Below are 12,004 nucleotides of genomic sequence, written 5' to 3'. Positions count from 1 at the left end.
GGCCGGCATTGGCGCGACCGGGTCGTATCCGAGATCGATCGCGGATCTCCCCGGCGTCGCGCACGCATCGGGCACACGGGGCACAGTCGTCGCTGCCGATGTCGCAAGCCGCATCTTGACCCTGCCCACCCACCCGTTCGTGACCTCGGCCGACGTCCAGACGATGTTGAACGTCGTGACGGACGCGTACGCGCGGGCGACGTGGGTCGCGAGATGACATACGGGATACATCCGTGAACGCAACGACCATGCGCGATGCCCTGGTGTACTCGGCGAAGTGGGTCGCAGCCCACGCGCTGAGCATTTCAGACCCTGGAATGCGACGGGGGCTCAAGGCCCTCGGCAACCAGGCCGTGGTGCTGGCGTACCACCGGGTCCTCCCCAGAGGGGCCGACACCTGCTCCCATCCGGGCATCGTGGTAACGCCCGCCACCTTCGAACGTCACATGCGGCTGCTCAGGAGAGACTTCCGCATTCTTTCCCTGCAGGAGTTCGAAGCGCATGTCGTCACTCGCACACCCTTCGAGCCTGGATCGTGTCTCGTCACGTTCGACGACGGGTGGATCGACTTTTTCACTGCGGCGTGGCCAATCCTGCGACGCTTCGACGTTCCAGCGGTCGTCTATCTGCCGACGAAGCTCATTGGTTCGAACGGCACGTTCTGGCAGGAGCACTTGAGCCGACTCTTGTGCGAAGCGGCGGCGGTGTTCAGACACGAGCGTTCATTCGGTCCGCCATTGATGGACGCGCTGCGAGCAAGCCATCTGGATCCTCTGTGCGATGCCGTGACGACTGGCGACCGGTTCACGATTCTCGACGGCGTCCGTGGGCAGAAGCTCAACCTGGCAGCAGATCCCTGGTCCGCCATTACCAGACTGTCGAACCTGCTCGGCCCACGCGCCTTGACCGAGCACGGCGACCGATTCATGTCGTGGGACCAGATTCGAGAGCTGGCAGGCGCCGGAGTCGCTTTCGGCGTCCATGGGCACACACATCGCATACTGTCGACGCTCTCGGCGCGAGAGGTGTCTGACGAATTGACGACCGCCCGGAGCATTCTCGAACGCGAGCTTGGCACGCGCGTGACATCGATGAGCTATCCTAATGGAGGCTGGACTGAAGAGGTGGCAACGCTCGTGCGAACACTGGGCTTCACGATCGGGTTCTCGATGGATCGTGGACCCACGCGCGTTGATGCGCCCGCGTGGTCGATGAGCCGCGTCAACATTCACGAAGCCGTGACTGCAGACGATGCATTCCTGCGGGCGCGTCTGCTGGGGGTGTTCTGACAATGGAGATTGCGGCCGACAAGACGGGTGTTGTCAGCGCCTGGCGGGGCGTCAGTACACCCGCCATTGCCTACAGCGGCCTGCTGCTGGTGATCCTGATCGAGTACCTCGGGCTCGCGGCCGAGTTCGGAGTGCTGCGAGCGCTTCGCATCTCGACGCTGTTCGCATACGGAACGTTCCTCGTGGTCATTGCCTACGGCGGCTTCGCGCCCGCGGCGACATCACGACAGGGTCGCTGGCTGCTTGGCCTGTTCGGCATGGCTGCCATTTCCATTCTTTACGCTGTCGTGCGCGCCTACGTGCCCGCTGTCCTGCGTTCGCACGTTGACTACTTCGCCTTGTTCGTGACTGCTGCAGCTGTCGTCGATCGCCAGTCACGTGTGAAGGGGCTAGCCGTCACAACGACAGGCGTCGTGCTCGCACTGGTGCTCCGAAATCTCGACCTGCTGACGTCAGGCGTGCGGGTCGGTGCGTTCAGGGCGAACGTCTTCATGGGCGATGGTAACGATTTCGCGTGGGGCCTCATCGCGTTGATGCCAATGCCTTTATATCTCATGCTGGGCAGACACGGCGTCCTCTCGCGTCTGTTCGGTCTTGCCGGTGTCTCGGCCGCGGCGTTCGCCGTCGCTGGCACTCAGTCCCGAGGCGCAACCCTCGGCATCACGGCGGCTGCACTCTATTACCTGTTCTTCATGAGCCGCCGCCGCCTTGCCGGGCTGGTCGTTGTCGTTGCACTGGCGCTCGTTACGTTGGCCTTCGCCCCTGCCGGCTACCTCACACGTGTCACCGACACGGAGGTATCGGATGACGCCTCTGCTCAGGGACGCATCAGGGCGTGGACAGCGGCGACCAAGATGGCGATCGACTACCCGCTGGGGGTTGGAGCCGGGAGCTTCAATTCGGCCTATGGACGCTTCTACATCGGCGACCCCGACGAGACCTTCAGTTCAAGACGCTGGATCTCCGCCCACAGCATCTACTTCAAGGTGCTCGGCGAATCTGGCTTCGTCGGCTTGTTCCTGTTGCTCGGCCTGCTGACCTCGAACTTCCGAGACAACGCCGCGTCTATGCGTGCTTCACGATTGCGCCCAGACCGTTGCCGCATCGACGGCCTCTGGCCGGCGTCACTCAACTTCGGCCTCGTGGGCTACGTGGTCGCCGGCGCGTTCCTCGGCGGTCTCACCTACCCGCACATCTACTTGCTGTCCGGGCTCACGGTGGCCTGTCGCCGCATGACCGCCGACGGCGGGTCCGACTCGCCGACGCCGGCTCTGGCGGCGCGGCACATTTCGTCACCGCGGCTTCTCTCGCCGCGCGTGAAGTCCCGTGGGGCGACGCACTATCTGCCGCGCCCACGAGTGGTCGGTTGAACGCGATGTACGCCGTCGTGGTAGACCTCCTGACGTGGCTGTTCTGGTTATCGGCGGCAGGCGTAGCGTATGCCTACGTGGGTTATCCGCTGCTCGTCTGGTGGCTGGCCAGCCGTCTGCCGATGACTGTCCCTCCGGATGTGAGCGACTCGGATCTGCCCGATGTCACGATCGTGGTGCCAGTCCACAACGAACGAACCACCATTGCCGAAAAGCTTGCGAACACCGAGGCTCTTGACTATCCGCCGGAAGCGCTGAAGGCCATTTTCGTCTCGGATGGCTCCACCGATGGCACTCCCGAGATCATCGCGGCGGCCCAGAGCGGCCGCGTCCGGCTGGTCGTGCAGCCGGAGCGTGGTGGTAAAGCGGCGGCTCTCAATGCGGGTCTGGTACTTGCCGATTCGCCAATCGTGGTGTTCACCGACGCAGCGATCTTGCTCGAGTCCGGTGCGATTCGAGCGATAGTGCGGCCGTTCCGATTGCCTGACGTCGGCTGCGTCTCCGGCGAAGACCGCATCATGGGCGGCGGTGGCGAGGGGCTCTATGGCCGCTACGAGATGTTCCTGCGGCGACAGGAGTCACGCCTGCACTCAATTGTTGGCGCGAGTGGGTCGTTCTACGCTCAACGCCGGAACTTGTGCGGTGAGTTCGTGCCGAACGTGGCGCCGGACTTCCTGTCGGTCCTGCGGACTGTCGAGGGGGGCTTCCGCGCGGTCAGCGAACCAGCTGCAGTGGGGCTGATGACGGCCCTCGACGACCCACGGGGAGAGTTCGACCGCAAGGTTCGCACGATCCTTCGCGGCATGACGACGCTGGGTCTGCACGCTAGACTGCTCCACCCGCTCCGCTACCCACTGTTTTCGTTCGAGCTCATCTCTCACAAGTTGATGCGCTGGCTCGTGCCATTCTTTCTCGTCGTCATGCTGGCGGCGAGCCTGGTTCTTGCCGCTGACTCCTGGTTTTACGCATTGATGTCTGGCCTCCAGCTGCTGTTCTACGCCGTGGCGCTTGTCGGCTTTGCCGGGCGTCTGCCGCCAGGCCTCGGCTCGATCGGCCGCGTGGCCACCTACTTCAGTGCTGCCAATGTGGCCACCCTGTTGGCTTGGCTGAAGTACGTCGCCGGGACGCGGCAGGAGATCTGGTCGCCTTCGAAACGCTGATGGCTGCACATGCTGACACGATTCGCCTTGCTTTGTCCGACCCACCTTCGAGGTGACTTCCTGGAGGCAGATCGACCGTTTCGAGAGTTGGCGATGGCGACCGTAGTTTATCGCCCCAAGAACGGGCGCCACAGTGCGATTCGCCGTCCTCGCGGCGCATCGTCATGAGCTCGACGTCCGTGTGGCCGAGCGGACCAATGACGTTCTGACGTCCTTCGAGTGACAGCACACCTTCGTCGATATCGTGAGTGCTGGCCGGGCAGCCCTTCTCCAGGTGACGTGTGAACAGGTTTCTGAAGAACGTTCTATCCAACTGGGCCGGCATGGCGGTCGGCATGGCGACGGCGTTCTTCATGTCGCCGTTTCTTGTTCACAGACTGGGCGACCATCAGTACGGGCTGTGGGTGCTCATCATCTCCGTGACGGGATACATGGGCCTGCTCGATGTCGGCCTGAAGGTGTCAGTCGTCAAATACGTCTCACAGTTGTCCGCGACAAGGGACTTCGAAGGTCTCAATCGCGTCGCCAGCACTGCGCTGGCGATCTATGGCGGCGTCGGGCTGCTCATCGTGCTCATCACCGTCGTCATCGAGCGGTTCTTCAGCCGCTTGTTCGCGATTCAAGGCAGCGACGCTGACACGGCGCGTGTTGTGCTCCTGCTTGCCGGGATCAACGTAGCTGCCACTCTCGTCGTGAGCATCCCTGGCGGTGTCCTGGCGGGGCTCCAGCGCTACGACCTGTCGTCGGCCGCCGGCATCAAGACGCTGGTGTTCCGCACGTTGGCAATCGTCGCCTTGGTGTCGGCCGGTTTCGGCATCGCCGCGCTGGCGTTAGTACATCTGTGCTCGCAGGTCCTCAACGGCGTCCTGACTTGGCGGTCGGCGCGCCTCGAATGCCCGACGCTGCGACTGGAGCGGCGGCTGATGTCGCTCGAGACGGCCAAGCAGCTGTGGAGCTACAGCGCGTTCGTCCTCGTCAACAACGTCGGGCGGGTACTCCTCTTCGGCTCCAGCGAAGTCGTCGTCGGCTCGTTACTAGGCACTGTGGCGGTCACCTACTACGCCATCTCTGGAACTGTCGCCCAATACATGCAGCAGATCGTAGTGACCATGGCTCAGGTGCTCCACCCGCACGCGGCGGCGCAGCACGCCAAGGGGAGTACCGAAGGCCTGCGTAGCGCCGCGCTCATGGGCACCCGGCTCTCGCTGCTCGTGGGCCTTCCGATCACGGTGACGGTGGTAGTTCTTGGCGAGCGCTTCATCAGCCTGTGGATGGGGCCGGAGTACGGGCGTATCGCTGGACCGCTGCTGACCCTGCTGACTCTGGCGCGGCTCGTACACCTCAGTCAGGCTGGCTCTTACGAGGTGTTGTTGGGCATGAGCCGGCACCGGGTGCCCACCACCTTGAATCTCGTCGCCGGTGTGCTGAGCGTGGCCGGCAGCTTGCTGTTCGGTCGCTGGTACGGCCTGACGGGCGTAGCAGTTGGCGGTGCCATTCCTATTCTCGTGCTGCACGGTGCGGTGCAGCCTTGGTACACGAACAGGTCGCTGGACATCAGCTGGCGAACTTACCTCTGGCGCTCAGTGCTGCCGCCGCTCGCGGCCGCGATTCCTTACGCGCTGGTGCTGTTCGCGGTGGTCCGGATGAAGCCGCCTGAGTCGCTCGTGACGCTCGCACTCACGGTCGCCGGCACGCTGCCTGTCTTCGGGATTGCGGGCTTGTTCCTGTGCTTCGATGCCGAGCACCGCAGCAACCTGTCGCTCGGGCTGCTGAAGCGTCCGGCGGCGCGCGCCTCTGGTGTCGCCGGTGGCAGCGACAACGGATGATCTTGGTGTCGTCTGCTCTCTGTTCGGAAGCCCGCATCCGCATCGTCGTCACCGCGGCACGGGTCGCGCCGTCCGCGTCCGCGCTCAGCAGGCCGGTCGGTCCATGCGACGTTCGTTCTTCAGGTGCCTCGACGGCGCAACCCGGCAAAGGCCAACACGCGTTCATCCACGGTAGATCTCTTTTCCGAGGGAGAGGCGCGCTGCCGCTGCGATCCGCGCGGCGAAGTAGACGTGATAGAGAACTACGGATCGCAGGTACGAAGGGCCGCCGAGTATCCGCCGTCGGCGTCTGTAGACGACCGCAGCCACCGGCACTGCATTCAACGCGGCGAATGCTGCGGCGATGCCGGCTGGCGTCCGCATCGAAGCAAGGAGTGGAAGCATCAGTGCTGACGCGCCGAGTGCGGCGTGCAGGAACATCATGACGACAGGCTTGTCGATCTCGCCCCGACCAGTCGTGCCGTACATTCCATGCGCGTGCCAGCACTGCTTGGCGAAGAAGGCCCTCAGTGATTTCGGATTGCCGTGATGCACGACGTGGATACGCGAGTGCCGCTCGATCCGGGCACAAGATCGGCGAAGCCGCTGACACAGCTCGGCGTCTTCACCTGTCGTGAGAGACTCGTCGAAGCCCCCAATGGCCACGAACGTCGACCGACGCACGGCCAGGTTCCCGGCTGGGAGGTGGTGGGTCGGACCATCCGCCATCGTTGCGTGTAGACGCTGCCAGACGTCCTCGACCCAGTGAGGTTCGGCAGGCAGATCGTAGGGTGCACCAACAGCATCGGCGCCAGACTCCGCGAAGGCGGCGGCTACCTGGTCGAGGTGATCCAATGCGATCTCGCAATCCGCATCCACGAACACCAGGATGTCGGCAGAGCATGCCGCAACTCCGCGGTTCCGGGCGGCCGAGATAGTGGCGCCTGGGGCATCCACCATCCGCACCAACGGACCGCCAATCCGTGCGGCCCACTGGCGAGTCCCATCTACCGAACCGTTATCGACCAGCACGACCTCGGCCCCACGTCTGGTCGCTGCGCCCAGGAGGGCCGGCAGGCAGACGGGAAGGAAGCGCATCGCGTCCTTCATCGGCACGATGAGAGCGAACGTTGACGGAGAAGGCGCGTCCATGGGGATAGGATCAACCATGGCGCTGGCTGAGAAGCCGCCGATAGATCGCCTCTTCTTTCGGCGTGCGGGCGGCGAACTCGAATTCTTCCATCACACGCGCCTTTCCTCGCCTCGCCAGCAATGTCGCCCAGGGCCTGTCGCCAACCAGGCGTCGAAGGCCTTCGTATATCTGGGCGGTGCTGCCCGCGTTGACGAGAACGCCCGTTTCGGCGTCTGTGATGATCTCGCGCACACCGCCGACATCCGTCGCGAGTACCGGAACGCCCATACATAGCGCTTCGAGAAGGACGTTGGGGAAGCCTTCCGTGTACGACGTCAGGGCGAGGACGTCGAGGTCGCGGTAAAGCGGCCTCACGTCCGTCAGATGCCCCGTAAAGACCACCCGGTCCTTGAGCCCGAGTGCGTCTGCGAGGCCGCGTAAGGCCTGCTCGTCCGGGCCGTCACCGGCCAGCACGAGTCGGAGTTTCGGTTCCGCGGCCGCCAGCCTGGCGGCAGCACGCAGAAAATCTGCCTGCCCTTTTTCTGGACTCAAACGGCCCACGTTGCCGACCACAACCGACTCTGGTCCGATGCCTGCGCTACGCCTGAATTCGCCGATCTCGAAGTTTGCCGGCCGATAATTGGCCTCAACGATGGCGTTGTGTATCACGCTCAAGCGACCTTCAGAAACCCCGGCCTTCAAGACTCTGTTCCGGGTTTCTTCAGAAACCGCCACGACGTGGTCGAGTCCCCTCAATGCCCACTGCGACGCCTTGATGTATAGACGGCTTCGGGCGTTGTTCTCTATCCAACCGTGCACCGTGCTCATCGTTGCCACGCCCAGCCACGACGACACTACTCTGGCGACGATGTCGGACAGGTAGTCGTGCGAATGCACGATTTGTACACGCCGTTCTGTGATGAGCTTCGAGACCTGAAGAAGCAGCCTGGGATCGAGCCCTGTTCGCGCGGACAACGCATGGACCTCGATACCCCGAGCACGGACGGCCTCGACATAGACGTTGGTTCTTCCGATAACCGAAAAGACGCCGACCAGCGTGTGATAGTGGCGTCGGTCGACGGCACAGGCTGTTTCGATGATCGTCTTTCCAGGCCCGCATATGCGCGACGTGTCTCGCAGGTGCAGGACGTTCACGCGACCGTCGATCGGCGCTACGCCGTGCACGGCTTCCACAGGATCCTCCTGACAGTGCAGTGCCCGGCCAAGTTCGTCCGGCACGGCCGGGCGGCGATCGGCTGCCTGTCAATCCTGTTTCCCGAATCGATTGCTGTGTGTGCCATGGTCACGGCTTCTGTCCGCTTTTGGCGCCTCACCCCGGCTATCCTTCCAGGCGGCCGCCAACGGGTTACACCCTCAAGACTTCGACGCAACGTTCGTGTGGCGCCGGCGCTTCTGCATGAACACCACCTTTCGCGTCGCAGCCAGTGGGTCGAGCGACGTCGATCGCGTGCAGTGGGTTCTCGCGGACACCACGCCAAGGACACGCGAGATCAACTGCTGCCCAGATAGAACCGTGCGCGTCCTGCTGTCGCCTGGGTAGCGCGCGTTGACATGTGTCGCCTTTCGCTGGGGTGTCACCGCAGCGATGCGCGCGGCCACTTTCGCAGGTTCGGGCAAAGCAGTTGACTGATTAGGTCCCAGCGTGCCATGACCGCTTGTTCCAAGCATCGCCATCAATCGATTCTCGCACCGCGATCGGCGTGCTGAAGCCCTGGGACGCCAGTTAGTGTAGCGAGTGGGCCGCTCCTAAACAAGGTCTCGCCTGGCGTTTCGGCTGGGCAGGACGCCCCCTTAGAGTGCTGCCTCTTCGAGCGCAGGTGTGCCAGCGGTCGAGCGCGATCGTCCTCGGCAGCTCCTTGGCGCAGGGTTGTTCCACGGAGGCAGTGACATCACCCGCGGGACCGTGACGAATGTAGTGCGTGCACGGTTGAGCGGTCTCCCGCCCGCTGGCAGACCAGGCCCCTCGACCGGGAGGGTATGGCATCGTCTGCCTCAAAGCTTCCACCGGCGCGGGCGGGCGGGCCAAGTACGCGGTACACGTCCTGGTCGCTCTTCGGTGTCACAGACGGCCAGAAACGCTGATCGCGTGCAGCTCGCGGCGGCAAAGCCAGCCCCGCCCCTGGGCCACCTTGTCGGCGATCTCCAGGCGCGGGACCTCGCGGCGCCGCTTGTCGTCGTGACCCGACGGCCACACCGCGGCTGAAGAAGGGGCTGGCGGCCTGGCCGGCAGTGCGGCTACGCGCTGCACCACGCCCAAGTAGCGCAACGCGGACAGGTGCCTGATGCAGGCATGTCCGGGAGCTGTAGCGCGACTATCGTCGCTTCAGCCATACCGACTACAGGCTCGCCGCGCGCCGCCTACGGAGGCGTGTCTGGAGGAATTGAACGACGTTAATCCCGTCGGTCGCTCGCTCGAGGAGGGCCGGAATCAACCCGCGTCGCCCCTGGCCACGTCGGCTCAGCAAAATCGACGGCCGCACCGCGCTCGCGCCGTTCTTCGCCAAGGGAAGTGGTCGCAGGCCGCCTGAAGCGGCAGAGTCCTCGCCATGCCACAGCAGAAAGTCAAGTCCTCTAGAACTCTTGCTCCAGCCTCGGGACGGATCCAAGGCCGCAGCCTCACCACGTGCTCTCAGCGGGTTACTGCAGCTGCAGCTGCAGAGAATAGTTGATTCGGGTGGGAGCAGCAGCGCCCGTCTGCTCCAGACGGAGTGCCACGACATCGCCAGCGGCGACAGCGACGGTGTTTACCGCGTCAACGCATGAGTTACTGGCGCCAGTAATAGAGCAGGTGATGGCCGTATCCAGACCATTCACGTTTACGGTAACTATGACCGTCGAACCCACGAAGCTGCTCAACTCTGTCCGAACGCGCAGGGAGGACAACGTTCCCGCTGGCAGGGGAATCCAAACTCGGTGGACCGCCGCGCTGACGTTGGGAGCACCAGGGCCGCCGTAGAGAATCGGATCACCGGCAGCGATGGTGTTTCCGGTGCCACCCGTCAGCAAGGTTATCGCTGCACCGGCGGGGCCGGCAGGGCCGGCAGGGCCGGCCGGACCGGCGGGGCCAGAGGCACCGGGCGATCCTTGCACACCCTGGGGACCGATAGGGCCCGCCGGGCCGGCCGCACCAGCAGGGCCTTGAGGTCCAGTCGCGCCGGCGGGGCCGGTGGCTCCGGCAGGGCCGGTGGCTCCGGCAGGACCAGTGACTCCGGCAGGGCCGGCGGGGCCGGCGGGGCCGGCAGGGCCGGCAGGGCCGGCAGGGCCAGCGGCGTCAATGCTCCTGCGTACGAGTGAGCCCGTAAATCGCAGCCCGGCACCGCCAACCAGCTGCATCGAGGTTGCAACACCTCCGATGGTGCCGCCCGTTGACCCGAAGATGAGGCCGTTGGCAATGCTCACGTCCGTGCCTTGAACGGTGTACGGCACTGTCGCCTGATATGGCACCGCGCCGCCCGGATTCGCGATCACGACGTTGATGGCCACTGTGCCCGCAGCTCCGACTTGGCACCCGGCGGCCGGCGTGAACACGAACACCCCGGCAGTCTGACTTGGACCAGGAGGACTCAGTAACGTCGCTGCCAGAACGTACTCTCCTGCTACCGCACAGCTGGTAGTCTGGGCGCTAGCCGGACGCGTCGCCGAGAGAAGGGTGACGCCCCCAACGAGGATGACTCCGATCTGTTTCCAGGGCAAGGCTACTTGACGCATGGCGCAAGGTTATCATGGTAGGCAGCCTCCGTAAACCTGCGCTCATGCTCGGCCCACGCCGGACCCTCCTGCGCGACTGGACGCACAGACAAGCCGTATGCCACCGCGCAGGTGCAACGTCTGCGCTTGCGGCCCTGGCTGCGGTATTGCGCTCTGGCCCCAAAGCGGTAGGGTCGGCCCATCACCCACCCCGGCTGCAGAGCGGCGCGTGATGAACTAAGCGATTTGCATTCAACGGATTGCCTGGTCGCGGAGTGGGGCGTCCCGCAGACGTGGTGCGCAGCCGCGTCCCGTGCCGATATCCGCGACGCCCGTCACCCTGCTTGTGCCGCTCGGCGACCACGGACGGTTGCACCGCAGCAGGAGCTTGCGACACGCGGCCATGCGCGGACCACAAGCTACTTCAGATAGCTGCTTCCCAGTAGATCCGAGGGGCCAGGTGGCACGATGATTCGCAGGTTCGTCGGCGCAGTGGGCAGGGTGCTCCCCACGCCGATAGGCGTCGTGCTGAACTTGACGTCATCGTAGAAGATACTCTGATCGCGATTGGAACCGTTGGCCATGTAGTCGGAAATCATGGCGAAGTTGGTGCCGTACGCCATGTTGGAGCCGAACGTTCCGTCGAAAGGCACGCGATAGAGAACTGAGGCGTACTCGGCGATCAGGGCTCCGTCGACCCACATCTGAAATACGCCGTTCCTCACGCCCGGATCGTTGAGGCGTCGCCGGACCTCGACTGTGTACCACCGGCCCGTCTGCGTAACGAACGGATTTGCGGCACTGTAGCCGCCGCGATTCTGGACCAAACCCGCGAACTGGCCGCTCGTCGCCTGCTTGGCGTTCGCTTCGCCCACTGTGATGCCCCAGGTCGGCCCCGGTGGAAAAATCGTCAGGTAGTTCGACACCCAAGGGTTGCAGCACGTCGCGTCGTGTCTGCGTTCGTCTTGGGTGCCAATGATGAATTGCTTCGGCCGTGAGTTCGTGACGTCGAAGTTTGGGGAGTAGTAGACCCTGAACTGGACGTAGAGGTCGAAGAAGTGCTGCCCCTGACCCACCGGGTGGACGGGGCCGCTGACGGCATCGCCGAAGTGCTGCGTCGCGTAGTGAATCGAGCCGGCGCCCAGTCCGGCGGTCAGCACGTGCTCCAAGGCGAAACCGCCCGAAGCCCTGACAGCGCTCTGGACCCGGAACTGAGGGCTCGTCGTGCTACCATAATTCCGGCTGTTGAAGGTCGCCCCGGTCGCCCCGGACTCCCATCCCTCAGAGAAGAATACTCCACTGACCGGCGCCTGCGCGATGGCGTTGCTCATCCAGAGCACGATTCCCGCTGCCATGATTGCCAGCCGGGCGAGGAGATCAAGAGTTTTCATGGTCTTTTCTCTGACGTCATCAGTGGTCAAGAACTAGTGTCGCGTCCGCCTGCCGTCCATCGCCGAGCCCAAGTGGGGGTGGCGAGCCTGGTCCCTTCAGGAACGGCATGACGGATCGAGCCTTGCGGCATACCGCTCGCATCCCGATA

The 12,004-nt window shown here is 64.1% G+C and carries 8 protein-coding genes and 1 pseudogene; 5 read left to right on the top strand and 4 right to left on the bottom strand.

Translation table 11 applies throughout. The features are described from left to right. The 5 genes and pseudogenes from Q0C41_RS06940 to Q0C41_RS06920 form a co-directional block, all read left to right on the top strand. A pseudogene (locus Q0C41_RS06940) lies at positions 1 to 217 on the top strand (hypothetical protein); the annotation flags it as partial. 16 nt (positions 218 to 233) lie between these two features. After that, complete coding sequence (locus Q0C41_RS06935; RefSeq protein WP_291982201.1) at positions 234 to 1,289, top strand: polysaccharide deacetylase family protein; 1,056 nt, start codon at positions 234 to 236, stop codon at positions 1,287 to 1,289. A 2-nt stretch (positions 1,290 to 1,291) separates the two neighbouring features. Further along, positions 1,292 to 2,659 (top strand): O-antigen ligase family protein, encoded by a 1,368-nt coding sequence (locus Q0C41_RS06930; protein WP_291982199.1) that lies wholly within the window; start codon positions 1,292 to 1,294, stop codon positions 2,657 to 2,659. A 5-nt stretch (positions 2,660 to 2,664) separates the two neighbouring features. After that, on the top strand, positions 2,665 to 3,819 hold the full coding sequence (locus tag Q0C41_RS06925) for a glycosyltransferase family 2 protein (protein ID WP_291982207.1): 1,155 nt from the start codon (positions 2,665 to 2,667) through the stop codon (positions 3,817 to 3,819). Positions 3,820 to 4,100: 281 nt separating this feature from the next. Further along, positions 4,101 to 5,645: a lipopolysaccharide biosynthesis protein gene (locus Q0C41_RS06920; RefSeq protein WP_291982197.1), complete on the top strand. Its 1,545-nt coding sequence runs from the start codon at positions 4,101 to 4,103 to the stop codon at positions 5,643 to 5,645. Positions 5,646 to 5,807: 162 nt separating this feature from the next. Here the strand turns inward: Q0C41_RS06920 and Q0C41_RS06915 are convergent, their stop codons facing one another. The 4 genes from Q0C41_RS06915 to Q0C41_RS06900 form a co-directional block, all read right to left on the bottom strand. Further along, on the bottom strand, positions 5,808 to 6,776 hold the full coding sequence (locus tag Q0C41_RS06915; RefSeq protein WP_291982194.1) for a glycosyltransferase: 969 nt from the start codon (positions 6,774 to 6,776) through the stop codon (positions 5,808 to 5,810). Between the two features lie 10 nt (positions 6,777 to 6,786). Then, positions 6,787 to 7,950, bottom strand: a complete 1,164-nt coding sequence (locus Q0C41_RS06910) for a glycosyltransferase (protein ID WP_291982193.1) — start codon at positions 7,948 to 7,950, stop codon at positions 6,787 to 6,789. 1,835 nt (positions 7,951 to 9,785) lie between these two features. Then, complete coding sequence (locus Q0C41_RS06905; RefSeq protein WP_291982191.1) at positions 9,786 to 10,052, bottom strand: hypothetical protein; 267 nt, start codon at positions 10,050 to 10,052, stop codon at positions 9,786 to 9,788. Between the two features lie 831 nt (positions 10,053 to 10,883). Further along, positions 10,884 to 11,855, bottom strand: a complete 972-nt coding sequence (locus Q0C41_RS06900) for a hypothetical protein (RefSeq protein ID WP_291982189.1) — start codon at positions 11,853 to 11,855, stop codon at positions 10,884 to 10,886. Positions 11,856 to 12,004 lie beyond the last annotated feature (149 nt).

The sequence above is a fragment of the Luteitalea sp. genome (assembly GCF_022842525.1).
Classification (GTDB): Bacteria; Acidobacteriota; Vicinamibacteria; order Vicinamibacterales; family Vicinamibacteraceae; genus Luteitalea.
Note: the sequence above shows the minus strand (reverse complement) of the source record. Positions and strands in the feature narration are given on the sequence as shown.